The organism is Streptococcus sp. A11 (genome assembly GCF_043674225.1).
GTDB classification, from domain to species: Bacteria; Bacillota; Bacilli; order Lactobacillales; family Streptococcaceae; genus Streptococcus; species Streptococcus suis_V.
Window position 1 is genome coordinate 1 of the sequence record NZ_JBIMJS010000012.1, and the last position, 24,852, is coordinate 24,852.

Here is a 24,852-nt window from a genome sequence, read left to right on the forward strand (position 1 = left end):
TTCTGTTTGGGCTAGCCCAGACAGCTTAACCTCTGGATCTCTAGTTATCAATGAACTTGTTGCACTTGACTTGACAAATTGGGACGGAAAAGATTCTGACATTTCATCCAAATATAAATACCAAGACAATTTTTGTGGCAACCCAGGATGTTCTTGCTTTTGTAGAAAGTTTGGGTTTTGATATCCAAATCGTCGACCTGCCATAGGATAATAAAGCTCTGTCAACAATCGGCAGAGTTTTTTGTAAATTTTCCTGAAAAATTGTATAATAGAAATGACAGCTACATGTGTAGCAGACTGTAATTCGACTTGCGTCTGAACTGTGAGGAGGCAAGGACCGTTGGTATGAAAAAATAAACTGGGCAGGTATGATTGCCCCAAAGGAGAAAAGATGAGTAGCATAAAAATCATGGCGCTCGGTGGTGTACGTGAGAATGGAAAAAATCTCTACATCGCTGAAGTCAATGAGCATATTTTTGTATTGGACGCCGGAGCCAAATATCCTGAAAATGAACAGCTGGGTGTGGACGTGGTCGTGCCAAACTTTGATTATTTGGAAGAAAACAAACAGCGTGTGGCTGGCGTTTTCTTGTCCCACGGGCATGCGGATGCCATTGGTGCCCTGCCTTACCTGCTGGAAAAAGTGAAGGTACCGGTTTTCGGTTCACACTTGACGGTGGAATTGGCAAAATTGATTGTTAAAAACAATAATTCTACCAAAAAATTCAATGATTTCCATGTCATCGATGCAGATACGGAGATTGATTTTGGTGATGCGGTGGTATCCTTCTTCCAGACAACACACTCCATTCCTGAGAGTTTGGGTGTGGTCATCAAGACTGACCAGGGCAATATCGTCTATACTGGTGATTTCAAGTTTGACCAGGCAGCTGATAAGCTCTACCAGACGGATTTTGGTCGCTTGGCTGAGATTGGTAACGAGGGTGTCTTGGCCCTGCTTTCTGACTCTGCCAATGCGGATAGTAAGGTTCAGGTGGCCAGCATGAAAGAGGTGGCCAATGAAATTTACAATACCATTTCCGACTGGGAAGGTCGTATCATTGTAGCAGCAGTGGCCAGCAATATTACCCGTATCCAGCAAATTTTCGATGCAGCTGATAGGACAGGTCGTCGTGTCGTTCTGACTGGTCATGACGTGGAAAATATTGTCCGCACAGCTATTTCCCTGAAAAAATTGAAGTTGGTCAGCGAGCGTCTCTTGGTCAAGCCTAAGGACATGAACAAGTATGAGGACCATGAGCTGATTATTCTTGAAACTGGTCGTATGGGTGAGCCCCTCAATGGTTTACGCAAAATGTCAATCGGACGTCACCGCTATGTTGAGATCAAGGACGGCGATTTGGTCTATATCGTAACGACGCCAAGTATTTCTAAGGAAGCGGTTGTAGCCCGTGTGGAAAACATGATTTATAAGGCGGGGGGCACCGTCAAGTCTGTGGCCAAGAACCTGCATGTGTCTGGTCACGGCAATGCGCGTGATTTGCAGCTCATGCTCAATATCATGAAACCCAAGTATCTCTTCCCGATTCAAGGTGAGTATCGCCAGCTCAACGCCCACGCCAAGGCTGCGCTGGAAATTGGCATGTATCCAGAAAATATTATCATCGTCAAACGTGGTGATGTTATGGCCTATGAGGATGGTGATTTTGTCCACAGTGGGGCCGTTCCAGCAGGGGATATCATGATTGATGGTAATGCCATGGGAGATGTGGGAAATGTGGTCCTCCGTGACCGTAAAATCCTATCAGAGGACGGTATTTTCATCGTGGCTCTGACGGTCAATCGCCGTGAGAAACGCATTATTTCTAAGGCGAGGGTCAATACCCGTGGCTTTGTCTATGTCAAGAAGAGCAAGGACATCCTGCGTGAGGCATCTGATTTGGTCAATGCCAGCGTGGAAAACTACTTCACCAAGGATAGCTTTGACTGGTCAGAACTGAAGGCAACCGTCCGCGATGACCTGGCAAAATTCCTCTTTGACCAAACCAAACGTCGCCCAGCTATTTTGCCGGTGATTATGGAAGTAAAATAAGAGAAAATAAGTGATGAGAGCCAGCCCAAACTGGCTCTTTAGAATAGGAGAAAGCAGATGGCTATTATGAAAATTGAATATCATTCGGAGGCCTTGGATATGTCACGGCAGGTTAATGTCATTTATCCAGACCGCAATCGTATACCTAATCCTGATGATAAGGATATCCCAGTCCTCTACCTCTTGCATGGGATGGGTGGCAATCAGGATTCCTGGCTCAATCGCTCGACCATAGAACGATTGGTACGCTATACCAATCTCATCGTTGTCATGGTTAATACGGACAAGGGCTGGTACACTAATACGACCTACGGCATGAATTATTACGATGCCATTGCCATTGAACTGCCGCAGGTTCTCAAGCGGTTCTTTCCAAATATGTCCGACAAGCGGGAGAAAAACTTCATTGCTGGTCTGTCCATGGGCGGATATGGTGCCTTCAAGATTGCCCTGTCTACCAACCGTTTTTCATACGCGGCCTCGCTTTCTGGTGCCCTGGCCTTTGATTTTGACAATGAAGGGACGGCTGATTTGGGAAATCTAGCCTACTGGACGGGTGTGTTCGGAGACATTCATAATGCTAAGAATCCAAATAATTTGACAGAGATTGCCAAGCAGTCAGATAAGAAAACCAAGTTTTACGCTTGGTGTGGAGAGGAAGATTTTCTTTTTGCAGGTCATGAGAAGGCTATTGCTGATTTGAAAAAGATGGGCTTGGACATCGAGGCTAGTAAGGGACCTGGTAAGCACGAGTGGCACTATTGGAACCAGCAAATTGAGTACGTCCTCCAATGGCTGCCGATTGACTTTGAGTTGGAGGAAAGACTATCCTAAGCTGCTTTAAGGTAAATTTTAGCTTTATTTGCTATACTGTTGACCATCTCCAGAAAGAGGTATAGTCTATGAAACTAATAAAAAGTGTCCTTGGATTTTTCCTAAGAATTCTTACTTGGTTGGTCAGTTTGATTTGGAATTTTATCTGGTCGACTGTTTTAATCACAGCTCTGGCCCTGGCTTTGCTCTTTGTTTTTCAGAGGGAAAATGCCTACCAAACCTTGGATAGGGTTCTGCAGGAGGCGGAGCTGATTGTCAAAGGACAGTCTCCAGTCAAGCTACAAGAGGGTGTCGATACTATCAAGCATCTGGCTACGGATACTGTCAACACAGGCGACCATGGACGGTGGGAAAGCAATCGTGCTACGGTATATATTGAGAGCCAGGAGCCAATTTTACGCCAGGCCTACGTGCAGGCCATTGCCAATTGGAACCAGACAGGTGCCTTTACGTTTGAGTTGGTCGATAGCCCGGAGGCAGCAGATATTATTGCGACAGATGTCAATGATAGTACTACCCAGGCTGCTGGGGAGGCCAATTCGACGACCAATCTTCTGACCAATTTTTATACCAGTGTGACGGTGAGACTCAATCGTTACTATCTTTTAAATCCCCAATATGGTTATGAATTTGACCGAATCCTGCACACAGCTGAGCATGAGCTGGGGCATGCCCTTGGCTTAGGCCATGAAGATGGCAGAGCTTCTGTCATGGAGTCTGCAGGGTCCTATACAGGCATTCAGCAGGAAGATGTGGATGCGGTCATTCAGCTTTATGCAAACAACTAGAAAGGATTTATTTTGATTAAGTTCATTAAGCGTTATCCCGAACAAGCTTTTCTCTTGTTTTACAATGCTGGTATCTTTGTCTGGCTGCAGTCAACCAGCTCAGCCATTGTCCGCCAGCTTGGTCTGACCACCGACTGGCTAGAGAAAATTCCAGTTCCCTTGCGAGCAATGGCAGGCTCAAGCCTGACTGGTATGGATAATCTACTCAATTCATCGGCCTGGGGCTGGTTGATTGTGTCCATGATTTTGATGCTTATCGTCCGCTTTGTCAAAGGCTTGATAAAATTCCTGATTTTGCTTATCATTATCGGAGGCGGGCTATACCTTGTCTGGCAACATTGGGAACTCTTGCAAGGCTTTGTGAATTGATGAAATCCAGTCCAGAGCTGGATTTTTTGCTACTATAGTTGTAAAAATAATGTTACTATTAATTAAGTTGGGAAATATTTTGGAGAAATAATGGCAAAGCTAACTGTAATTATGCCAGTCTATAATAGGGAGACTATTGTTAAGGAAGCAATAGATAGTATCCTCTGTCAAAGCTACCAAGATTTTAAGTTCCTTATTGTTGATGATGGCAGTGAGGATAAGGCTGCAGACATCATAAAGTTTTATCGGGACCCTAGGATATATTTGATAAAAATTTATAAAAATCTAGGTATTTTCTACTAGTAAGAATCTAGCTTTGAGTAAGATTAAAACTGAATTTATTGCCCGTATGGATTCGTATAATATCGCTCACCCAGATCGTTTTGCAATTCAGATTGATTATTTGGAAAAACACAGGGATTGTATGAATAGCTCCCTGTCAAGTGGACAATGAAATAATAAAAGATTAGGCGACGGCCTTGTTCCTCATTTCAAGAGGGCCAAGGCCGTTGTTGCGCTCTTGAACACGTTGATGATTGTAAAAATAGATGTAGGCATCAATATCTGAAACTAGCTCCTCAAAAGTCTTATATTTCTTCAAATCATGCACTCCGTCTTAAAGTGCCCAAAGAAACTCTCAATTGGTGCATTGTCAATACACTTACCAACACGAGACATAGATCGGGTCATCTGATACTGGGTTGTTAAGCGGTAATAATCTTTTGAAGTATACTGCGAACCTCGGTCGCTGTGAATTAATGGTGTCGCATCAGGGTTAGCTTTTCGGGCTTTACGAAGTGTCTCTAACACCAACTCATTATCATTAAACTGACCAACTACATAAGCGACAATAGAGCCGTCGTATAGATCCTTAATAGCACTCAAGTAGGCCTTACAATCGAGACCGTACTTCAAGAAAGTCACATCAGTACACCATTTCTGATTTGGAGCAGTAGCTGTAAAATTACGATTGAGAATGTTGTCCTCTACATTGACAAAGCTCGTCTTAGTACAATACCCCTTGGCTCTTCTGATAATGGAACGTAGACCTAGAATGTGCATCAAGCGTCGAATCCGCTTCTTGTTGTAGTTTGTTTCAAGCTTGTGATTGACAAATACCGTCATACGACGATAACCAAGAATACCATTATGCTGGCTATGAAGTTCCTTGATGACATTCATCAATCCTAAATTTTCCTGTTCAGAAGTTGTTTGGAGCTTGCCTATATTTAGTGTATATGAAACAGTTCCGCTAAGTTTTTTATCTTCTATACAAAATCAGTTGAAACAAGTTTATAGTCAGAGAAGTCGATTTAATCATTTTAAGGTTGATTGGAGTTATTTACTACGGTTAGTCTGTTCTCTTACTGGCGAAGATTCACTGTCTCTAGAATAATGTTTCTTAAGACTTATTTCTAGACATTAGTTCATAGAAGTATGGTGAACTCCCCTTTAATTGGAACTCCTCTACTTTTTCGGTGGGGGAATTTTTGAGTGTTTTATGGTAAAATATTGAGTATGATTATATTGAACGGAAACAAGATTGAACGCTCATTTGCGGGCGAGGTTTTATTTAACAATATCAACATTCAAGTCGATGAGCGGGATCGGATTGCCCTTGTTGGAAAAAATGGGGCAGGCAAGTCTACTCTGCTCAAAATCCTTGTCGGAGAAGAAGCAGCGACAAGCGGAGAGATTTCAACCAAGCGTGATTTGTCCCTTTCTTATCTGGCACAGGACAGTCGTTTTGAGTCGGCAAATACTATTTACGATGAAATGCTCCATGTCTTTGACGACCTGCGGATGACGGAGAAACGCTTGCGGTCTATGGAAGAGCAAATGGGGAGTCTGTCTGGTAATGAACTCGACCAGCTCATGAAGACCTATGATAGTCTGTCGGAAGAATTTCGTCTGGCAGGTGGCTTTAACTATGAGGCGGATATCCGTGCTATTTTGAACGGTTTCAAGTTTGACCAGACCATGTGGGACATGAAAATCTCCGAACTCTCTGGGGGGCAGAATACTCGTCTTGCACTGGCAAAAATGTTGCTTGAAAGCCCAGAACTCTTGGTGCTGGACGAGCCAACCAACCACCTGGACATTGAAACCATTGCTTGGCTGGAAAACTACCTAGTGCATTACAAGGGAGCTTTGATTATTGTCAGCCATGACCGCTATTTCTTGGACAAGGTGGCGACACTGACACTGGATTTGACCAAGCATTCCTTGGATCGTTATGTGGGCAATTATTCTCAGTTTGTCGAGCTCAAAGAGCAGAAGTTACAGACGGAGTTGCAGAACTATGAAAAGCAGCAGAAGGAAATTGCCAAGTTAGAAGACTTTGTCCAGAAAAATATTGTCCGTGCTTCGACCACCAAGCGCGCTCAGGCTAGACGCAAGCAGTTGGAAAAGATGGATCGATTGGACAAGCCAACAACTGGTCAGAAGTCTGCCAACATGACCTTCCAGTCGGACAAGACTTCTGGCAATATCGTCTTGACAGTGGAAAATGCTGCGGTTGGCTACGATGGAGATATCCTGTCTCAGCCCATTTCCATTGACCAACGCAAGCTGGATGCCATTGCCATTGTTGGTCCCAATGGAATCGGAAAAACTACCCTGCTCAAATCAATCATCGGAGCTCTGCCATTTATCAAAGGGGAAGCCAAGCTAGGAGCCAACGTGGAAGTAGGCTACTACGACCAGACCCAGTCAGCCCTGACACCTTCCAACACCGTCTTGGAGGAGCTCTGGTCCGCCTTTCCAACCACGCCTGAAGTGGAAATCCGCAACCGCCTAGGAGCCTTTCTCTTCTCAGGAGATGACGTCAAAAAGTCCGTTTCCATGCTATCGGGTGGGGAAAAAGCTCGCCTACTCCTGGCCAAGCTATCCATGGAAAACAACAACTTCCTCATCCTCGACGAGCCGACCAACCATCTGGACATCGACAGCAAGGAAGTCCTAGAAAATGCCCTTATCGAGTTTGACGGCACCCTGCTCTTTGTCAGCCACGACCGCTATTTCATCAACCGCGTCGCCACCAAGGTGCTCGAAATCTCGGAAACGGGTTCCACGCTCTACTTGGGCGACTATGACTATTATTTGGAGAAAAAGGCAGAGCAGGAAGCAGAAGCCCAGCCTGACCAGCTAGAAAGTACTAGCCAATCAGCCGGAGCCATGGACTACCAAGCTCAAAAGGAAAACCAAAAAGAGCAACGCAAACTAGCCCGCCGCATCGAGCAAATCGAGGCAGAAATCGATACCATTGAAAACCGCTTGAGTGAGCTCAATCAAGCCATGCTAGAAACCAATGACATCGGTCAGCTGACCGATTACCAGAAAGAAATCGACCAACTGACCAGCCAGCAAGAAAGCCTCATGGAAGAATGGGAAGAATTATCTGAGCAGATGGGCTAGGTTGACAGCAAGTTGACAAGAGGCTCAAACCCTTGATAGAACAAGCTTGCAAGCCAGTCTTGCGGAGTTAGCGAGACCACCTTTCGCTAAAAAAGTCCAGAGCAAGCCAGTCTTTCTTGGCAAACATCGACCGACAGTCTAAGATGAGTTTAGGACCTGCCAGACGGGATCCAGTAAGGAGAAGAAATGAACTTTGGACAGCAAATCAAAGACTTACGAAAAAAGAAAGGTTTGACTCAGGAACAGTTTGCCCTCAAACTCAATGTGACCAGGCAGGCTGTTTCCAACTGGGAAAATGACAAAAACCTACCTGATTTGGAGCTATTGATTCTCATGTCCTCTGTCTTTTTGATCTCCTTAGATCAACTTATCTTAGGAGGAGCTGACATGAACAACATGACAGAAAAACTTGTAAAAGACGGTCGTGAAGGCCGCCGTACCCAGATGTACCTGACCATTACCATTATCGGTAGTTTTCTCATCCTTCTCGGCTTCGTCTGCTTTGTCATCAAGGCAAACTCCGTCGAGTATGTCGATGCCAAGGGCATTCTACATGAAAATTTTTATCTCATTCCAGTCGGCTACTTGCTGGTCTTTACAGGAGCCATTGCCACGCTCCTATCAGGACTAGCTCTGCACCGCTTTAGAAAAGAATACAAATAAGATGACCAAATACCAACGTTTTGCCAACAGCGACCAATTTTTCGCCTGTCCACATTGTGGGAAGGCTCTTGGTCTTGACCTCAACAGCCTCCGCTGTCCCAACCGCCACACCTTTGACCTCGCCAAGCAGGGCTACGTCAACCTGGCACCCCAGGTCAAGCAGTCCGCCAACTACCACAAGTCTAGCTTTGAAAACCGTCAGGCCTTTTTAGAGGCGGGCTATTACGATCATCTCTACGAGGCTTTGGAGGGGAAAATAGCAGAGCTGGGCTTGCGGTCTGTCTTGGACATCGGCTGTGGAGAGGGCTTTTATTCCCGTAAGTTAGCCGAGAAAATGGACTTGGACATTCTTGCTTTTGATATTTCCAAGGACTCCATACTCCTAGCAGCCAAATCTGACAGGACCAAGTCGGTCAAATGGTTTGTCGGTGACTTAACCAAGTTACCTATTCAAGATAAGACCATTGACGGCATCTTGGACATCTTTTCCCCAGCCAATTATCAGGAGTTTGCTAGAGTGCTGAAAGCTGGTGGGGCTATTCTCAAGCTGGTCCCAGGGCCCAATCACCTCAAGGAGCTCCGCCATTTAGCCAAAGACCAACTCCGCAAGGAGTCCTATGATAACCAAGAAATCGTGGACCATTTCAAGTCTTACCTGGGGCAGGTGGAGCAAGTGCTAGTCAGTCGAACCATGCCCATAACTGTCACCTATGCTCAAGTCTTGGCAGACATGACACCCCTCTTTTTCCAAGTGGACCAGTCCAAGTTGGATTTGAGCCAGTTGACTGAGATTACAGTGGAGGGAGTGCTTTTGGTAGGAACTGAATAAAAAATGAAACCGCCTCTGGATTCAGAAGCGGTTTTGCTTTATTTCTCAAATTCTGCCTTGCTTTTCACATCGCCGTATTCTTCAGCGACTTCTTTGCTGAGGATGTCAGCGTAGCTGGCAAGTTGGATGTCTTGTCCGTATTTTTTGCGGAGGGCAGTTGTGACTAGGCGGTAGGCTAGGTTGGCATTGCGGGACAGGATTGGTCCGTGGAAGTAGCTGCCGAAGGTGTTTTTGTAGTGCAGGCCTTCGCCACCGTCTTCCTTATTGTTGCCATTACCATAGACAACCTTGCCCAGCGGTTTTTGGTTGTCAGATAGGAAGGTACGGCCTTGGTGGTTTTCAAAACCGTAGTAGGTTTCGTTGAACTCATCATTGTGAATTTTGATGTCACCGATGTAACGGTTGTTGGTTTGGTTGAGGGTGTAGTGACCCATGATACCTAGACCGTCAATCTTGCGACCGCCAGCTTCGATGTAGTATTGACCGAGCAACTGGAAGCCACCGCAGATAGCCAGCATGACACCGTCGTTTTCGATGAAGTCTGCTAGGCTGTCTTTTTTAGTTGGTAAATCTTTTGCAAGAATAGATTGTTCATAGTCCTGTCCACCACCGAAAAAGGCGATGTCGTAGAAATCCTTGTCAAACTCATCTGTCAGAGAAACAATATCGACTTGAACACGAGCACCGAGCTTTTCAGCCACATACTTGAGCATGAGGATATTGCCATTGTCGCCATAGGTGTTCATCAAATCACCGTAGAGGTGAGCGATGTGGAGATCATAAGTGTAGTCTTTTTCAGGACTTTTTAATGATGTATAGACCATTATTTCATCTCCTTTCCAACGGCTTGGCGTTGAGCCAGCAGGTCACGGAATTCCAGCATAGCCGTATAGGTTGCGAGGATATAGGTGTGCTGACTGCTCGACTGCTCAATCAAGGTCATGATGTCTTCCAGTTTCGGCGTTTCAGTAATCTGGTCTTCAGGATAGCCAGTCACACGGAGGCGACGGGCGATTTCAGACGAACGCACACCACCTGCAAAGACTTGCGGAATGTCCATTTGGGTAATCTGCTCAAAGTCAGCGTCCCAAATCCAGCTGGTGTCAATCCCGTCAGCGTAGTTGGCATTGAGAAGTACTGATAGGCTAAAATCGTAAGGAGCCAATTTCATCATTTCAATGGCCTGAGTAGCACCAACTGGGTTTTTAATCAGGACTAGCGTACAATCTTTGTCCCCGATTTTAAAGGTTTCTTGGCGACCGAAGACTGCCTTGGATTTGTCAAATCCTGCCTTGATTTTCTCAGGAGATACACCGAAAAATTCTGCTACGCTGACAGCTGCTAGGGCATTGTAGATGTTGTAGAGGCCTCCGATGTTAATTTTGTAGTCCTGTCCGTCAATAGCAAAAGTAGAAGAGGTATTGGTGATTTCTTTTAGTTCGGTCAACTTGTAGTCCAGCTCAGGTCGGCTAAAGCCGCAGTTGCTACAGCTGTAGCTACCCAAGTTGGCGTAGGTATTGAGCTTGTACTGGATGATCTGGTGGCAATGCGGACAGAGAACACCCTCGGTATTGTAATGAGCTAGACGAGGCTCATGCTCCTCTGTCGCAAAACCATAGTACTTCACTGGATTGACGACTTTCGTCGAGTTGAAAAGCGGACTATCTCCATTGGCCAAAATGGTTGCCTGCGGAGCTTTTGCAGCCCCGTCCAAAATCATCTGGTAGGTGGTATAAATCTCACCGTAGCGATCCATCTGGTCACGGAAGATATTGGTAAAGACGATCAAGCTAGGCTTGATAAAGTCGGTCACGCGGGCAAGGCTGGCTTCGTCGATTTCTAGCACCGCAATTTTCTTGCCCTTTTTATTTTTCTTGGCAGACAGAAAAGTCGCTGTGATACCTGTAATCATATTGGCACCGCTGGTATTGGTAGTGACCGCCCCAAAAGCTTCTTCCAAAATACCGACCGTTAGAGCAGTGGTCAGGGTTTTTCCGTTGGTTCCAGTGACGACGACAATTTTGTAGTCCTTGGCCAAAATATCTAAAATATCTTTATCGAATTTGAGGGCAATTTTCCCAGGTAGGGTAGTGCCACGTCCTAGTTTGTTGAGGACAAACTGGCTGGTTTTTCCTGCGGCAATGCCGAGTAATGTACTTATTTTCATGGATTTATTGTAACACAAAGTGTCGGGATTTTCTAGAATGGAGAATAGTCAGAAATAGGGCGTAGCTAATCATGGGAAGAGACGGAAAAATATGGTACAATAGAAATACTAGTTTCCATTTGAAAAAGAAAATAATAAAGAAAGTATTGAGGAATCCATGTTAAACTTAAACCAATTATTTGATGTTGGGTATTGGTCAAGTTTGATAGCCAGTCCTTGGACGGCAGCCTTGCATCTCATCGATATTAGTATCGTTCTCTATTTGATTTATAATTTTAGCAAGGCGATCGCAGGGACCAAGATTATGACCCTTATTCGAGGGGTATTCCTGTTCATTGTCGCCCAGCTTGTTGCAAGCTTGCTTGGGCTTCAGACTATTTCTTGGCTCATGAACCAGGTTATCACCTATGGGGTAATCGCAGCGGTTATCATTTTTGCTCCGGAATTGCGTTCAGTATTGGAAAAATTGGGTCGAACCACCCAGCTGTTTTCTTCTGCCAATCTTAGCACAGAAGAAAGCCTGGTTCAGGCCTATGTCCAGGCAGTTGCCTACATGTCTCCTCGAAAAATCGGAGCCCTGGTAGCTGTCGAGAGGGCCCAGACCTTGCAAGAGTACAAGTCAACAGGCATTCCTCTGGATGCGGATGTTTCGCGGGAATTGCTCATCAATATCTTTATTCCCAATACCCCTCTGCATGACGGTGCTGTCATTATTAAAGACGAAAAGGTAGCTGTGGCATGTGCCTACTTGCCATTGACGGAAAGTGCGGGTATTTCAAAAGAATTTGGTACGCGACACAGGGCTGCTATCGGCCTTTCAGAGGCTTCTGATGCCTTTGTTTTCGTGGTTTCAGAGGAAACAGGCGGCATCTCGACGGCCCATAATGGTATTTTCAGGCATAATCTGAGCCTGGAAGAATTTGAGCAGGAATTGCGTGACCTATTTGTGCCGACAGTTGCGGCCAAAAAATCTTGGTTGAGGAGGTTAGGTGGACGATGATGCACGAAAAATATAAGCAGATTGGACATTTGGTCCTGTCTATTCTCCTGTCTTTGTTGCTCTTCTTCTATGCTACCACGACCAATTATAAGAATAATTTAGTCGCTACTAGTGCAACAACGCAGAAAGAGTCGGAAACCTACACTTATACACTAGCCAATGTGCCGATTGATATTAGCTATGACAGTGATAAATATTTTATTTCAGGCTTTTCGCCCAGTGTGACGGTAGAGTTGACTGGCTCAGACCGGGTTATTTTGCAACGGGAATCTGATCCACTAACCAGGACCTTCCATGTAACAGCAGATTTAAATAATCTTGAGATTGGTCAACGGGCGGTAGAGCTGCAGGTGACCAACCTGCCTACTGGTTTGAATGCCACTCTTTCTCCGGCTGAGATGAAGGTGAAAATTGGCTACAAGGTTAGCCGGAGTTATACAGTTGAAGGAAAGGTTTATAGCAATCAGCTCAAAACAGGTTATGCTATAGACAAGGTGTCTGTGACCCTAGACTCGGTTAAGGTCACGTCTGATGCCGATACCTTGGCACAAATCGACCACATAGAAGCAGTGGTCATGGACTTGGCAGAGCTTGACAAGGACTACAGTGGTAAGGCAACGATTCAAGCTGTAGATGCTGATGGTAACGTATTGCCAGTTGTCTTGTCAGAACGAACGACAAATATTCAAGTAACTGTAAAAGAAACGAAATAAATCAAATACATATTGAGGAAATTGAAAAATGGGTAAATATTTTGGTACGGACGGTGTCCGTGGTGAAGCAAACGTAGAATTGACACCAGAATTGGCTTTCAAGTTGGGTCGTTTTGGTGGCTATGTTCTCAGTCAACACGAAACGGATACGCCACGTGTCTTTGTGGCGCGTGATACGCGTATTTCTGGACAGATGTTGGAGGCGGCTTTGGTTGCCGGCCTTCTCTCAGTCGGCATTCATGTATACAAGTTAGGCGTTTTGGCAACTCCAGGTGTGGCTTATTTGGTTCGGACGGAAAAAGCTAGCGCTGGTGTCATGATTTCTGCCAGCCACAACCCAGCCCAGGACAACGGCATCAAGTTTTTCGCAGGCGACGGTTTCAAATTGGACGATGCCTTGGAAGCAGAAATTGAAGCACTCTTGGATGCTGAAGAGGACACACTTCCGCGCCCGTCTGCCAAAGGTTTGGGCGACGTAGTCGACTATCCAGAAGGCTTGCGCAAATACCAGCAATTCCTGGTGTCAACAGGCTTGGAGTTGGAAGGAATGAAAGTTGCTTTGGATACTGCCAACGGCGCAGCAGCAACCAGTGCCCGTCAAGTCTTTGCTGATTTGGGGGCCGAGTTGACTGTAATGGCTGAACAACCTGACGGTTTGAATATCAACGAGGGAGTCGGTTCAACCCATCCTGAGCAGCTGCAAGAATTGGTGAAAGAAACAGGTAGCCAAATCGGTCTGGCATTTGATGGCGACAGCGACCGCTTGATTGCTGTCGATGAAAATGGTGACTTGGTTGACGGCGACCGAATCATGTATATCGTCGGCAAGTACCTAGCAGACAAGGGACTTCTTGCTAAAAACACCATTGTCACAACCGTCATGTCCAACCTCGGTTTCCATAAGGCCTTGGACCGCGAGGGAATTGAAAAAGCCGTGACCGCAGTTGGTGACCGCTATGTCGTTGAAGAAATGCGGAAGTCTGGCTATAATGTCGGCGGTGAGCAGTCAGGACATGTTATTCTCATGGATTATAACACCACAGGAGACGGCCAGCTGACCGCTGTGCAATTGACAAAAGTCATGAAAGAAACAGGCAAAACACTGTCTGAATTAGCAGCAGAAGTTACTATCTATCCACAGAAATTGGTCAACATACGTGTGGAAAACAGCATGAAGGACAAGGCTATGGAAGTAGCAGCTATCGCAGCTATTATCGAGAAAATGGAGGCTGAAATGGCAGGCAACGGCCGTATTCTTGTCCGTCCAAGCGGTACCGAGCCGCTCCTCCGAGTCATGGCTGAGGCGCCAACGGATGCAGAAGTTGACTACTATGTAGATACCATTGCTGATGTGGTCCGTGCTGAGATCGGTTTGGATTAAGAAATGAGATAGAGACTGGAAGGATTTCCAGCCTCTTTTGTGAGGAAAATATGAGTATCTTAGAAGTGAAAAACCTCAGTCACGGTTTTGGTGACCGTGCGATTTTTGAAAATGTATCCTTCCGCCTGCTCAAGGGTGAGCATATCGGACTTATCGGTGCCAACGGCGAGGGGAAATCGACCTTCATGTCCATCGTGACCGGTCAGCTCCAGCCAGATGAAGGTAAGGTGGAGTGGTCTCGTTATGTGACCGCAGGCTATTTGGATCAGCATGCCAAGCTAGAAAAAGGTAGTTCGGTCCGTGATGTCTTGCGGACAGCCTTTGATGAGCTCTTCAAGACAGAGGCGCGTATCAATGATATCTACATGTCCATGGCGGATGAGGGAGCCGATATGGATGCCCTCATGGAGGAAGTCGGGGAGCTCCAAGACCGTCTGGAAAGTCGTGATTTCTATACGCTGGACGCAAAAATTGACGAAGTAGCGCGTGCTCTTGGTGTCATGGACTATGGTATGGACAAGGATGTGACTGAACTTTCTGGTGGCCAGCGGACCAAGATTCTTTTGGCTAAATTGCTTTTGGAAAAGCCAGACATCTTGCTTTTGGATGAGCCAACCAACTACCTGGATGCTGAACACATCGACTGGCTCAAGCGTTACTTACAAAATTATGAGAATGCCTTTGTCCTCATTTCCCATGATATTCCATTTTTAAATGACGTGATTAACATCGTCTACCATGTGGAAAATCAGCAGTTGACCCGCTATTCAGGTGACTATTACCAGTTCCAGGAAGTTCATGCTATGAAACGGGCCCAATTAGAAGCAGCTTACGAGCGCCAGCAGAAGGAAATTGCAGATTTGCAGGATTTTGTAAACCGCAATAAGGCCCGTGTGGCCACACGGAATATGGCCATGTCCCGCCAGAAGAAATTGGACAAGATGGAAATTATCGAGCTCCAAGCTGAAAAACCAAAACCGAGCTTTGATTTCAAAATGGCTCGGACGCCAAGTCGTTTTATCTTCCAGACGACTGATTTGGAAATTGGCTATGACCGTGTTTTGACCCGCAAGCCGCTTAATCTGACCTTCGAGCGCAATCAGAAAATTGCTATTGTCGGTGCCAATGGTATCGGGAAATCGACCCTGCTCAAGAGCTTGTTGGGTGTTATCCAGCCTCTGGGCGGCTCAGTCGATCGCGGCGAGTACCTGGAAGTGGGTTATTTCGAGCAGGAAGTGGCTGGTGGCAATCGTCAGACCCCGCTGGAAGCCGTTTGGGATGCCTTTCCAGCCCTTAACCAGGCAGAAGTGCGAGCAGCTTTGGCCCGTTGCGGTCTGACTTCCAAGCATATCGAAAGTCAGATTCAAGTCCTTTCAGGTGGTGAGCAGGCAAAGGTTCGCTTCTGTTTGCTCATGAACCGTGAAAACAATGTCTTGGTTCTCGACGAGCCAACCAACCACTTGGATGTGGATGCCAAGGACGAACTCAAACGTGCCCTTCAAGCCTACAAGGGATCAATTCTCATGGTCTGCCATGAGCCTGATTTCTATGAAGGCTGGGTTGATGATGTCTGGGATTTTAATGACTTGACGTAAATAAAAGCAGCCTTGTCCCTTAGCAGTAGACAAGACTGCATATATAGGCACTTCAATCTTAGAACTTGTATTCACAGCTTCTAAAATTGGGGGTCTATTTTTTTATTGTCTCCAGGTGAAAATCGGTGACCAACTTAGTGTTGCTTTTTCCGATAGAAACTAGCCACTAATAAGACGCTACCCAGTGCTGTAGCGAAATAGTTGAACTCTGATCCTGTTTTCGGCAAGCTAGTTTCTTCGTTTTCATGTTGACTAGAAGATTCCTTGCTTTCAGCTTTATCAAAACGAATAGTCACAGGCATAGGTAGAGAGGATGAGCGGGCGCATCATCGGCTTGGTCTGGACTAGTTGGTTTTGGCTGAGGAACTAGAATTTCTACTGGAGGTAGGTCTTCAAGAGTTGCCAATTGGCTACCGAAGAGGCCATTTGACACCCAGCGGAAGAAATGAACAGGGTGAACCTTGTTGGTTGGATTCCTGCATAGATAAAGATAGATTGGTCTTGATACATGCCAGCTATAGCGACAGTCTTGCTAGCCAGTCCCTCATGACCAGGCCACCAGCCAGCGATATAATAATCCTGGTCAGCAATTTTAACCAGGGTTCGGAAGCCTTCTGGGATACCCTCAATCCAGTTACCAGAATTGGAATAGAAGAGGTCGTTCATGGCATATCCGCTTGTCAGAGGGTCACTATCGTCAACGACTGTCTTCATTAGTCCTTCAAAGTCATAACCACCATCAAACATTTCTGCATTAAAGCCTTCTATAATACCTAATTCTTCCAGTTTCTGCACAGCCGCACCACCGACAACAATGACTGGTTTCTGCCCAAACATGCTGGCATCAAATTGTTCGGATTCCAGGATGATTGCATCAGCTTCATCAGGAGTTTCAACGGTTTCAAATCCCCTGCGTTCCACTACCAAGGCGGTGTTGGCGCGGATGGCAAAATCTCCAGCCCATCTATAGCTGTGTGAAGGAGCGTAGACCTTAATAGCTTTCAATTCTGTGTCTACAGGTTGCTTGTAGAGGTGTTCACCATAGAGGGCATATTGGTCCAATAGTTGAACAAATTGATCGGTTTTGATAATGTAGCTGGCTTCTGTCAAGTAGACTTTTTGACCTTGCTTAATCGCCTGGTTGATGGCCTTGACTGCTGACTCGGAAGTATTGGCCACAATGTAGTACGGTGTCTTGTAGTCGATGTCGCTTGTCCGTGCGGCCTTGGTCCAGGTAATGCTTCCAAGTTTGCCGTCAAAGAGATTTTCTTCAAAGACAGCTATCGCCTTAAAGCCTCTCATATCAGGGAAATTCACGACCAATTCAGCATACATAGCCCCCCCATTTGGACTCATCTTAACCAGTGTAGAGGACGTGGTTGGCAAATCCACGCTTGGCTTGTGCCATATCTACCACCAAGTCGCCCTTGTTAAATGGACCGGCATTCTCTGTCAGCTCGGTGACAAGGACGCCGTTGCGCTTGAAGTAGTCAATCATTTTAAAGGCTTCTTCCATGTCATTATTCTATTCCAGAGACATTGGGATGTCATAATAGTCAGGGAAGAATTTTGGTTGATCATTCTTAATACGACCTACGACTTCTCCGTCTGGTCCGACCAGTTCTGCCACAGCCTTTGGATCTTCTACCTTATTCACACCGCGTGAATAGTAGGTGAGGCGCATGTTTATCAAATTATCAGGCTTGCTGGCCATGTGGTTGATGCCCCTGAGGACAGCATAGAATCCGGCTTTAAAGGATTCTTGGTTGGTTTCTGGAATTTCGATGGTATGTCCAAGAATACTTCGGTAGCTTGTAGTCAAAGTTTCTTTTAACTTGGCCAACATCTGGTCAGGCTGGGTAAGTCAGTCCTTCTTTTCCCTTCGTATTTTCAATCTAGGGGATTTGTGATATACTGGTATAAAGATTTAGGAGACGACTATGGAAAAACTGTGGAAGATTATTTATTCGAGGACTTTTATTGTCATTAGCCTGCTTGCTCTGACGGTCTTTCTGATTTTTTGGTTTGTGGTTGAGGCGACCAATTATATGCCGGCATTTTGGTCCATTATGCAGATTTTTTCTGTTCTGGTGGCCATTTCCATTATCAATCGTCCAATGAATACTAGTTTTAAGCTGACCTGGATTATATTTGTCAGTGGCATTCCCATTTTTGGAGCCCTCTTTTATTTCATTCTCCAATCCAATATTGAAACGAAGCGTTATCGGAAGAATTTCTATAAACAGGCTGAGCGCTTGCGCGAATTCTCCAGCACTTCTGACAAGGTCATGAAGGCACTGGCCAAGGAGGATAAGGAGCAGCTCAAGCTAGCCAACTATATGAGTGACCATGTCGGTTATGCCCTGCATACTAATACGGATGCGGTGTATTTTTCCAGTGGAGAGGCCAAGTTTGAAGCTCTTTTGGAGGAATTGAAAAAGGCAGAAAACTACATTTTTATGGAATACTTCATTGTGGACCAGGGCTATATGTGGGACTCTATTCTGGCTGTTTTGAAGGATAAAGCAGAGCAGGGAGTGGAAGTGCGCTTTATGTACGACGGGACCAATTCTCTGACCAATCTGCCCTATTCCTACTATAAGCAGCTGCGGACCTTTGGAATCAAGGCCAAGGTATTCTCACAGATTATCCCGGCCCTTTCCACTATTCAAAACAACCGCGACCACCGCAAAATTGCCATCATTGACGGAGCAGTCGCCTTTACAGGTGGGGTTAATATTGCGGACGAATATATCAATAAAATCGTTCGGTTTGGCTACTGGAAGGATGCTGCTATCATGATTAGGGGGGAGGCGGTTGCCAACTTTACCCTCATGTTCCTGCAGATGTGGAACTATGACGAAAAAGGGGAGACTGAGGACCTCAAGTACCTCAAATCCCACAAGGACTTGGAGACAGAGACCATTGATGGCGAAGGTTTCTTCCTGCCCTACGGAGAAAATCCCTTTGATGGAGATGAGGTGGCCAAACGTGTCTATCTGGACATGATTCAGTCTGCGACAGATTACATTTACATCATGACGCCCTACCTGGTCTTGGATGACGAGATGATTGACAATCTAACCTACGCGGCCAAACGCGGCGTCAAGGTCAAGTTACTCCTGCCTCATATCTATGATAAAAAATCAGCCATGTTGGCTGCTCGGACAGATTTTCCGACCTACCTAGAATCAGGCATCGAAATTTACGAATACCAGCCAGGTTTTGTCCATTCCAAGGTGGTCCTTGTGGATGACAAAAAGGCAACGGTGGGGACGGTCAACATGGATTTCCGTTCTTTCTATCTAAACTTCGAGTGTGGTCTTTATATCTACAACCATTCAGGTGTTCTAGCAGCAATCAAGGAAGACTTTGACCAGTCCTTCAAGAAATCCCAGCAAATCAAGCTCCTGCCCTTTATCAAAACCTATTCGTGGAACAAACGACTGGCCGGAGCCATTATGCGCATTATTGCCCCCTTATTATAGAAAACGACAGATTTTCCCTGTCGTTTTTTCCTTTGAACATGGTATAATGGAAAGATAGATGCTAAGGAGAAAAAAGTGTGATTAAACCACAATATGACTGGCAATTGATGCCCAGTTTTTCTGATGAAACATTTGTCAAATTGGCAAAGAAAGAAGGGTTGGACCCTATCGCAGCCAAGCTCCTCTACGAGCGGGGCATCCAGACAGCGGAGGATTTGCAGAAATTTTTGCAGCCCAGCCTTGAAGACCTGCATGATCCTTATCTACTGCATGACATGGACAAGGCCGTTGAGCGGATTCGTCGGGCCATTGAGGACTACGAGCAGATTCTGATCTATGGTGATTACGATGCGGACGGCATGACATCAGCTTCGATTTTGAAGGAGACCTTGGAGGAGCTAGGGGCGGAGGTCCAGGTCTACCTGCCCAACCGCTTTACCGATGGCTACGGCCCCAACCAGTCTGTCTACAAGTATTTCATTGAGCAGCAGGGGATTTCTCTCATTGTTACGGTTGACAATGGCGTAGCGGGTCATGAAGCTATTGCCTATGCCCAAGAGATGGGTGTTGATGTGATTGTGACGGACCACCATTCCCTTCAGGCGACTTTACCGGCTGCTTATGCCATTGTTCATCCAGAGCATCCCGAAGGCAACTATCCCTTTAAGCACCTGGCTGGCTGTGGCGTCGCCTTCAAATTGGCATGCGCACTTTTGGAGACGGTTCATGCAGACCTATTGGAACTAGTCGCAATTGGAACCATAGCCGATATGGTCAGCCTGACCGATGAAAATAGGGTTATGGTCAAATACGGCCTTTCTCTGCTCAAACAAACTGAGCGGGCTGGCCTACAAGAATTGATGAAGATTGCTGGGATTGAGCTCGATGGCCTTGATGAAGAAACGGTCGGTTTTCAAATTGCCCCCCGCCTCAATGCCCTGGGCCGCCTGGATGACCCCAATCCAGCCCTTGAACTCTTGACTGGCTTTGACGATGAAGAGGCCCATGAAATTGCCCTCATGATTGATGCTAAAAATGTGGAACGCAAGGATATTGTCCAGGCTATTTATGATGAGGCCAAGACCATGCTAGACACCAGTCGGCCTGTACAGGTACTAGCCAAGGAAGGCTGGAATCCTGGTGTGCTGGGGATCGTTGCAGGCCGTCTCTTGGAAGAGCTGGGCCAGCTGGTCATTGTCCTGTCCATTGAGGAAGAGCGGGCCAAGGGCTCTGCCCGGTCACCGGAGGCTGTTGATATTTTCCAAGCCCTCAAGGACCACCAGGACCTCTTTATCGCCTTTGGCGGTCACGCTGGAGCTGCTGGCATGACGCTGGAAGTGGATAAATTAGACCAGCTGGCGGACACTTTATCGACCTTTATCGAAGAGAATAAACTGGACTTGTCTCAGAAATCTGCACTGGTTATTGATGAGGAGCTTGACCTAGAGGAATTGACCCTGGATACTTTAAAATCCTTTGACAAGCTGGCTCCCTACGGCATGGACAACAAAAAACCGGTCTTTTATGTCAAGGATTTTCAGGTTGAGTCTGCCCGGACTATGGGGCAAAACAATGCCCACCTCAAGCTCCGGATCAGTAAGGGAGCAGCCGGATTTGACGTCGTTGCCTTTGGCAAGGGCAATCTGGCTCTGGAATTTTCTCAGGCCAAGGATCTGGAGCTGGCTGTGACCCTTTCTGTCAACAGATGGAATGGCAATACCAGCCTGCAGCTCATGCTGGTGGACGCGCGTGTGGACGGTGTTCAGCTCTATAACATTCGCAGTAAACAGCATCCGATTCCTGCTGGCATTCCTCTGGTGGACATGGCAGAGCAGACGAGTTCGCCTGTCATTGCTCTAGCTAGTTTGCCAGAGGATTTAGAAAGTCTGCGCAGCTATTTCCAAGAACATCAATTCGAGGCTATCTACTTCAAAAATGAGATAGCCAAGCCATATTATTTGGATGGATACGGGAGTCGGGAGCAATTTGCCAAGCTCTATAAGACCATTTACCAGTTTGATGAGTTTGATGTGCGTTATAAACTCAAGGATTTGGCTGCTTATCTGAAAATTAAGGACAGCTTGCTGGTCAAGATGATTCAGATTTTCCAGGAATTGGAGTTTGTCACCATTTCAGATGGGGTGATGAGGGTTAATAAGGATGCCCAGAAGCGGGAGATTTCGGACAGTCAGATTTACCAAGACCTGAAGAAAACGGTCGTCCAGCAGGAGCTTTTTGCCCTGGGAACGGTCCAAGAAATTTATGATTGGCTGTGTGGTTCATCATGATCTGGCAGGTCTTATTACTGGCAGTCCTTATCTGTCTGCCCTTCTTACCCTGGCGTAAGTGTCGGACCTGTAGCATTCCTCTTCAAGCTAAGAGACTAGACCAGCTGACCTTTGCCAGCCTAGCCTGTGCGGAGACTTTGAAGGAAATGAGAAGAAACTTGGACCAGGCAAGCTCTGCTCAGTTGGTGGACCAGATTATTGCCATTCTTGACTTTCCAGAGGAATTGGAGCAGAAGCACCTGACCTGGTTAATGGGACAGATGGACCAAAATCTGCCTCCGCATCATGCCTTTTGGCGGGAGTTTGCTGGGCTAGTTGACTTAGCTTACCCTGATGAGAGCCTACCTAAGAAGGTTCACCAGCTCCGTTACTTGATTTCCTACCAGCAGGCGGATTGGGTCCGCAGGCACTACGGGCAGGGGAAATCAGACTGGCAGGCCTTGACTAGCTACCTGTCTACTTTGCCACGCCGGAGTTACCAGCTGCGGCAATCTGCCCGCCTCCACAACAAGCAACTCTTTCGCAGGGAAAAATTAACACAGAGCCTGCCCCTCAACATCAAGGTCCTCATCCATTTTCACAGCGAGTTTATTTTGGATGAAAAGGGGAACTTTGCCTTGATTTTGGATGAGACTCCGACCTTAAATGGTCAGGTCAACGGTGCCTCCTTTAACTATGCCAGGGCCAATAATCGCAGGCACTACCAGCTGGACATGAAACCGGTTGGTCCCCACGACCCTGTCTACCGTAAGAAAATCCTCCGTTCCAAGGCAGGGGCTTATCTGTCTCCGGTTCGAATTTACTGGTTCCAACTGCGCAAGTCCAAGGTGGGCTGGGACCATTCCTATTTCAACCGGCAGGGAATATTTTCCTTTGGTGGAAATAGCAGAGCAGCTCAGGTAGCTAAACTGCGAAAGGAATTTTCCAGAGACATAGGATTTAGATTATGCCAAAAGATAAAATCATGGTATAATAAAGAGTAAAATTATTTTTAAAAAGTGAGAAAAACATGAACTTAAAAGATTACATCGCAACTATTCCTGACTATCCAAAAGAGGGTATCGAATTCCGTGATATTAGCCCCTTGATGGCTGATGGAAATGCCTACAGCTATGCTGTTCGTGAGATTGTGCAGTATGCTGTTAGCAAGGATATTGATATGATTGTTGGTCCTGAGGCGCGTGGATTTATCGTAGGGTGTCCTGTTGCTTTTGAACTGGGTATCGGATTTGCACCAGTTCGTAAGCCAGGGAAATTGCCACGCGAAGTGATTTCGGCTGACTATGAAAAAGAATACGGTGTGGATACCTTGACTATGCACGCAGATGCTATCAAACCTGGTCAACGTGTCCTGATTGTAGACGACCTGTTGGCTACTGGTGGTACGGTCAAAGCAACAATCGAAATGATTGAAAAATTGGGTGGAATTGTTGCTGGATGTGCCTTCTTGATTGAGTTAGATGACCTCAAAGGCCGAGAAGCTATCGGCGACTACGACTACAAGGTTTTGATGCATTATTAAGATTATCTATCAAGGGTATAGTTATAATCTATAACTGATACTAATTTTAAGCTATTTGATTTGTCTGGACACCTGCTTTATAATAGATAATAAGATAATTAGGAGGTTGTCCATGCCAATCAAGATTGAAAAATCCTTACCAGCAGTAGATATTTTGATACAAGAGAATATCTTTGTCATGGATAGCGACCGAGCTAGCCATCAGGACATCCGTCCGATAAAGATTTTAATTCTTAATCTTATGCCCCAAAAAATTGTGACGGAGACCCAGTTGCTCCGTCTTTTGGCCAATACGCCCCTGCAGCTTGAAGTGGAATTTCTGCACATGGTCAGTCATGAATCCAAGAATACTCACGCTGACCACTTGGACCAATTTTACAAGACCTTTGAAGAGGTCAAGGATAGCTACTTTGACGGGCTCATCGTCACTGGTGCTCCAGTGGAAAATTTACCATTTGAGGAAGTGGACTATTGGCAGGAACTGGTCCAAGTTTTCGACTGGTCCAGGACTAATGTCTACTCAACCTTGCATATTTGTTGGGGGGCACAGGCTGGACTGTACGCCCGCTACGGTGTCGAAAAATACCAGATGGATCGTAAATTGTCCGGCGTCTATTGCCAAGAAGTAGTAGGGGCAAACAATCCCCTCATGCGTGGATTTGATGATGAGTTTCGCTCACCTCATTCCCGCTATACTGAGGTCAAGGCGGAAAATATTGCTCATTTAGGACAGCTGGAAATTCTATCCCAAGGAGCAGATGTCGGCCTGTCTATTCTAGCCAGCAAGGACTTGCGCGAAGTCTATAGTTTTGGTCATTTGGAGTACGACCGTGACACCCTGGCTAAGGAATATGAGCGAGATTGCCTGGCTGGGAAAAATCCCCATGTGCCAGAGAATTATTTCAAAAACGATGATCCGACCAGCAGACCAGCTCTGTCTTGGAATTTGCCAGCAGCACAATTTTTTACAAACTGGGTCAACTATGCGGTCTATCAAGAAACACCTTACGACTGGAATCACGCAGAATTATCAGCTCTTTCAGCGAGTTTATAAAGAGGAAGTATGAATTATTCACAGCAATTTCAGCAGGGCCACTTGGTCCTGCCTTCTGCCTTACTATTTCATTTTAAGGATATATTTCCCTCATCACAGACTTTTTTGGTTTGGCAGTTTTTCTATTTTCAAAATACCAGTAAATTAGAAACCCTTGCCCCAAGCGACATCGCTCAGGCCATTGGAGCTACGGTGGCCGAGGTGAATCGGGCCATTGAACAGCTGCAGGATTCAGGCTTGCTGGAGATGAAAACCATTATCTTAGATGGTGAGATTGAGATGATTTTTGATGCAGCCCCAGCCCTGGAAAAGCTGGATGGTTTATTTGCTGCGCCTAAGGAATCTGCTGTGGAGATTCTTGCTCCTGCTAATGATTTGAAGATCATTGTAGGTGATTTTGAGCGAGAACTTGGCCGTCTCCTGTCGCCTTTTGAGATTGAGGATTTGCAGAAGACGATTGAAGAGGACAAGACCTCCGTTGAGCTCATTCGAGCAGCCCTCAAAGAGGCCGTATTCAACAATAAGACCAACTGGAAATATATTCAAGCTATTCTGCGCAACTGGCGTCGGGAGGGAATTACCACCGTCGCTCAAGTAGAGGCAAAAAATGCAGAAAGAGATTTGCCATCGCCCAAGAATGTCACTGCATCCAGCGATTTTCTGGCGGCCATGGATCTCTGGAAAGAGTAAA

At 46.1% G+C, this 24,852-nt stretch carries 21 protein-coding genes and 2 pseudogenes; 18 read left to right on the plus strand and 5 right to left on the minus strand.

Annotation, left to right across the window (positions count from 1 at the left end):
• Positions 1 to 391: 391 nt before the first annotated feature.
• The 5 genes from ACHBIF_RS07690 to ACHBIF_RS07710 all read left to right on the plus strand — a co-directional run bounded on the left by ACHBIF_RS07690 (position 392) and on the right by ACHBIF_RS07710 (position 4,347).
• Positions 392 to 2,053 carry a ribonuclease J gene (locus ACHBIF_RS07690; RefSeq protein WP_105122654.1) on the plus strand — a complete coding sequence of 554 codons (1,662 nt, stop codon included), beginning with the start codon at positions 392 to 394 and terminating at the stop codon, positions 2,051 to 2,053.
• 57 nt (positions 2,054 to 2,110) lie between these two features.
• Positions 2,111 to 2,887: an alpha/beta hydrolase family protein gene (locus ACHBIF_RS07695; RefSeq protein WP_105110741.1), complete on the plus strand. Its 777-nt coding sequence runs from the start codon at positions 2,111 to 2,113 to the stop codon at positions 2,885 to 2,887.
• 68 nt (positions 2,888 to 2,955) lie between these two features.
• Complete coding sequence (locus ACHBIF_RS07700; RefSeq protein ID WP_105110742.1) at positions 2,956 to 3,675, plus strand: M57 family metalloprotease; 720 nt, start codon at positions 2,956 to 2,958, stop codon at positions 3,673 to 3,675.
• Positions 3,676 to 3,687: 12 nt separating this feature from the next.
• The gene (locus ACHBIF_RS07705) at positions 3,688 to 4,044 is read left to right on the plus strand and encodes a hypothetical protein (RefSeq protein WP_394719700.1); all 357 of its coding nucleotides are present in this window, start codon (positions 3,688 to 3,690) and stop codon (positions 4,042 to 4,044) included.
• 90 nt (positions 4,045 to 4,134) lie between these two features.
• Positions 4,135 to 4,347, plus strand: a complete 213-nt coding sequence (locus tag ACHBIF_RS07710) for a glycosyltransferase family 2 protein (RefSeq protein WP_394719702.1) — start codon at positions 4,135 to 4,137, stop codon at positions 4,345 to 4,347.
• Positions 4,348 to 4,510: 163 nt separating this feature from the next.
• Here the strand turns inward: ACHBIF_RS07710 and ACHBIF_RS07715 are convergent.
• Positions 4,511 to 5,259, minus strand: a pseudogene (locus ACHBIF_RS07715) (IS3 family transposase); the annotation flags it as partial.
• A 303-nt stretch (positions 5,260 to 5,562) separates the two neighbouring features.
• On the opposite strand from ACHBIF_RS07715, the gene ACHBIF_RS07720 reads away from it, so the two are divergent.
• The 3 genes from ACHBIF_RS07720 to ACHBIF_RS07730 all read left to right on the plus strand — a co-directional run bounded on the left by ACHBIF_RS07720 (position 5,563) and on the right by ACHBIF_RS07730 (position 8,953).
• Positions 5,563 to 7,461 (plus strand): ABC-F family ATP-binding cassette domain-containing protein, encoded by a 1,899-nt coding sequence (locus tag ACHBIF_RS07720; RefSeq protein ID WP_394719704.1) that lies wholly within the window; start codon positions 5,563 to 5,565, stop codon positions 7,459 to 7,461.
• 186 nt (positions 7,462 to 7,647) lie between these two features.
• The gene (locus ACHBIF_RS07725) at positions 7,648 to 8,124 is read left to right on the plus strand and encodes a DUF3955 domain-containing protein (protein WP_394719706.1); all 477 of its coding nucleotides are present in this window, start codon (positions 7,648 to 7,650) and stop codon (positions 8,122 to 8,124) included.
• Between the two features lies 1 nt (position 8,125).
• On the plus strand, positions 8,126 to 8,953 hold the full coding sequence (locus ACHBIF_RS07730; RefSeq protein ID WP_394719708.1) for a methyltransferase domain-containing protein: 828 nt from the start codon (positions 8,126 to 8,128) through the stop codon (positions 8,951 to 8,953).
• A 38-nt stretch (positions 8,954 to 8,991) separates the two neighbouring features.
• Here the strand turns inward: ACHBIF_RS07730 and gatD are convergent, their stop codons facing one another.
• Together gatD and murT are read right to left on the minus strand one after the other, a co-directional pair.
• Positions 8,992 to 9,777: a lipid II isoglutaminyl synthase subunit GatD gene (gatD, locus tag ACHBIF_RS07735; protein WP_394719710.1), complete on the minus strand. Its 786-nt coding sequence runs from the start codon at positions 9,775 to 9,777 to the stop codon at positions 8,992 to 8,994.
• Complete coding sequence (gene murT / locus ACHBIF_RS07740; protein ID WP_394719712.1) at positions 9,777 to 11,120, minus strand: lipid II isoglutaminyl synthase subunit MurT; 1,344 nt, start codon at positions 11,118 to 11,120, stop codon at positions 9,777 to 9,779. The genes gatD and murT overlap by 1 nt, the downstream gene beginning before the upstream one ends.
• A gap of 157 nt (positions 11,121 to 11,277) precedes the next feature.
• Here murT and cdaA point away from each other — a divergent pair, with 157 nt between their 5' ends.
• The 4 genes from cdaA to ACHBIF_RS07760 are packed head-to-tail and all read left to right on the plus strand — an operon-like array spanning position 11,278 to position 15,809.
• On the plus strand, positions 11,278 to 12,120 hold the full coding sequence (cdaA, locus tag ACHBIF_RS07745; RefSeq protein WP_105110752.1) for a diadenylate cyclase CdaA: 843 nt from the start codon (positions 11,278 to 11,280) through the stop codon (positions 12,118 to 12,120).
• Positions 12,120 to 12,833, plus strand: coding sequence for a YbbR-like domain-containing protein (locus ACHBIF_RS07750; protein WP_394719782.1), 714 nt, complete (start codon positions 12,120 to 12,122; stop codon positions 12,831 to 12,833). The genes cdaA and ACHBIF_RS07750 overlap by 1 nt, the downstream gene beginning before the upstream one ends.
• 28 nt (positions 12,834 to 12,861) lie before the next feature.
• Positions 12,862 to 14,214 carry a phosphoglucosamine mutase gene (glmM, locus tag ACHBIF_RS07755; RefSeq protein WP_394719715.1) on the plus strand — a complete coding sequence of 451 codons (1,353 nt, stop codon included), beginning with the start codon at positions 12,862 to 12,864 and terminating at the stop codon, positions 14,212 to 14,214.
• A 50-nt stretch (positions 14,215 to 14,264) separates the two neighbouring features.
• Positions 14,265 to 15,809: an ABC-F family ATP-binding cassette domain-containing protein gene (locus tag ACHBIF_RS07760; RefSeq protein WP_394719717.1), complete on the plus strand. Its 1,545-nt coding sequence runs from the start codon at positions 14,265 to 14,267 to the stop codon at positions 15,807 to 15,809.
• Between the two features lie 134 nt (positions 15,810 to 15,943).
• Here ACHBIF_RS07760 and ACHBIF_RS07765 read toward each other — a convergent pair whose 3' ends face one another.
• Positions 15,944 to 16,111 carry an LPXTG cell wall anchor domain-containing protein gene (locus ACHBIF_RS07765; RefSeq protein WP_394719719.1) on the minus strand — a complete coding sequence of 56 codons (168 nt, stop codon included), beginning with the start codon at positions 16,109 to 16,111 and terminating at the stop codon, positions 15,944 to 15,946.
• Positions 16,112 to 16,125: 14 nt separating this feature from the next.
• Positions 16,126 to 17,619 (minus strand): annotated as a pseudogene (locus tag ACHBIF_RS07770) (zinc carboxypeptidase); the annotation flags it as partial.
• A gap of 130 nt (positions 17,620 to 17,749) precedes the next feature.
• On the opposite strand from ACHBIF_RS07770, the gene cls reads away from it, so the two are divergent.
• The 6 genes from cls to ACHBIF_RS07800 all read left to right on the plus strand — a co-directional run bounded on the left by cls (position 17,750) and on the right by ACHBIF_RS07800 (position 24,851).
• Entirely contained in the window at positions 17,750 to 19,297 is a 1,548-nt protein-coding gene (gene cls, locus ACHBIF_RS07775; RefSeq protein WP_105110755.1) for a cardiolipin synthase, read from the plus strand.
• A 77-nt stretch (positions 19,298 to 19,374) separates the two neighbouring features.
• Complete coding sequence (gene recJ / locus ACHBIF_RS07780; protein WP_394719722.1) at positions 19,375 to 21,585, plus strand: single-stranded-DNA-specific exonuclease RecJ; 2,211 nt, start codon at positions 19,375 to 19,377, stop codon at positions 21,583 to 21,585.
• Complete coding sequence (locus ACHBIF_RS07785; protein WP_394719784.1) at positions 21,570 to 22,568, plus strand: DUF3114 domain-containing protein; 999 nt, start codon at positions 21,570 to 21,572, stop codon at positions 22,566 to 22,568. The genes recJ and ACHBIF_RS07785 overlap by 16 nt, the downstream gene beginning before the upstream one ends.
• A 26-nt stretch (positions 22,569 to 22,594) precedes the next feature.
• On the plus strand, positions 22,595 to 23,107 hold the full coding sequence (locus tag ACHBIF_RS07790) for an adenine phosphoribosyltransferase (RefSeq protein ID WP_105110758.1): 513 nt from the start codon (positions 22,595 to 22,597) through the stop codon (positions 23,105 to 23,107).
• A 112-nt stretch (positions 23,108 to 23,219) separates the two neighbouring features.
• A complete protein-coding gene (gene metA / locus ACHBIF_RS07795; RefSeq protein WP_394719724.1) occupies positions 23,220 to 24,161 on the plus strand; it encodes a homoserine O-succinyltransferase in 942 nt (313 codons plus the stop codon).
• A gap of 9 nt (positions 24,162 to 24,170) precedes the next feature.
• Positions 24,171 to 24,851, plus strand: coding sequence for a DnaD domain protein (locus ACHBIF_RS07800; protein ID WP_394719726.1), 681 nt, complete (start codon positions 24,171 to 24,173; stop codon positions 24,849 to 24,851).
• Position 24,852: the final 1 nt, after the last annotated feature.

What these genes read in the sequence shown, in the direction of transcription:
- ACHBIF_RS07760 (WP_394719717.1), top strand. Translation starts at nt 14,265, where the DNA reads ATGAGTATCTTAGAAGTGAAAAACCTCAGTCACGGTTTTGGTGACCGT.
- murT (WP_394719712.1), bottom strand. Translation starts at nt 11,120, where the DNA reads ATGAAAATAAGTACATTACTCGGCATTGCCGCAGGAAAAACCAGCCAG.
- ACHBIF_RS07700 (WP_105110742.1), top strand. Translation starts at nt 2,956, where the DNA reads ATGAAACTAATAAAAAGTGTCCTTGGATTTTTCCTAAGAATTCTTACT.
- ACHBIF_RS07765 (WP_394719719.1), bottom strand. Translation starts at nt 16,111, where the DNA reads ATGCCTGTGACTATTCGTTTTGATAAAGCTGAAAGCAAGGAATCTTCT.
- ACHBIF_RS07800 (WP_394719726.1), top strand. Translation starts at nt 24,171, where the DNA reads ATGAATTATTCACAGCAATTTCAGCAGGGCCACTTGGTCCTGCCTTCT.
- ACHBIF_RS07720 (WP_394719704.1), top strand. Translation starts at nt 5,563, where the DNA reads ATGATTATATTGAACGGAAACAAGATTGAACGCTCATTTGCGGGCGAG.
- cls (WP_105110755.1), top strand. Translation starts at nt 17,750, where the DNA reads ATGGAAAAACTGTGGAAGATTATTTATTCGAGGACTTTTATTGTCATT.
- glmM (WP_394719715.1), top strand. Translation starts at nt 12,862, where the DNA reads ATGGGTAAATATTTTGGTACGGACGGTGTCCGTGGTGAAGCAAACGTA.
- cdaA (WP_105110752.1), top strand. Translation starts at nt 11,278, where the DNA reads ATGTTAAACTTAAACCAATTATTTGATGTTGGGTATTGGTCAAGTTTG.
- ACHBIF_RS07790 (WP_105110758.1), top strand. Translation starts at nt 22,595, where the DNA reads ATGAACTTAAAAGATTACATCGCAACTATTCCTGACTATCCAAAAGAG.
- gatD (WP_394719710.1), bottom strand. Translation starts at nt 9,777, where the DNA reads ATGGTCTATACATCATTAAAAAGTCCTGAAAAAGACTACACTTATGAT.
- ACHBIF_RS07725 (WP_394719706.1), top strand. Translation starts at nt 7,648, where the DNA reads ATGAACTTTGGACAGCAAATCAAAGACTTACGAAAAAAGAAAGGTTTG.
- ACHBIF_RS07695 (WP_105110741.1), top strand. Translation starts at nt 2,111, where the DNA reads ATGGCTATTATGAAAATTGAATATCATTCGGAGGCCTTGGATATGTCA.
- ACHBIF_RS07730 (WP_394719708.1), top strand. Translation starts at nt 8,126, where the DNA reads ATGACCAAATACCAACGTTTTGCCAACAGCGACCAATTTTTCGCCTGT.
- ACHBIF_RS07750 (WP_394719782.1), top strand. Translation starts at nt 12,120, where the DNA reads ATGCACGAAAAATATAAGCAGATTGGACATTTGGTCCTGTCTATTCTC.
- metA (WP_394719724.1), top strand. Translation starts at nt 23,220, where the DNA reads ATGCCAATCAAGATTGAAAAATCCTTACCAGCAGTAGATATTTTGATA.
- ACHBIF_RS07710 (WP_394719702.1), top strand. Translation starts at nt 4,135, where the DNA reads ATGGCAAAGCTAACTGTAATTATGCCAGTCTATAATAGGGAGACTATT.
- ACHBIF_RS07690 (WP_105122654.1), top strand. Translation starts at nt 392, where the DNA reads ATGAGTAGCATAAAAATCATGGCGCTCGGTGGTGTACGTGAGAATGGA.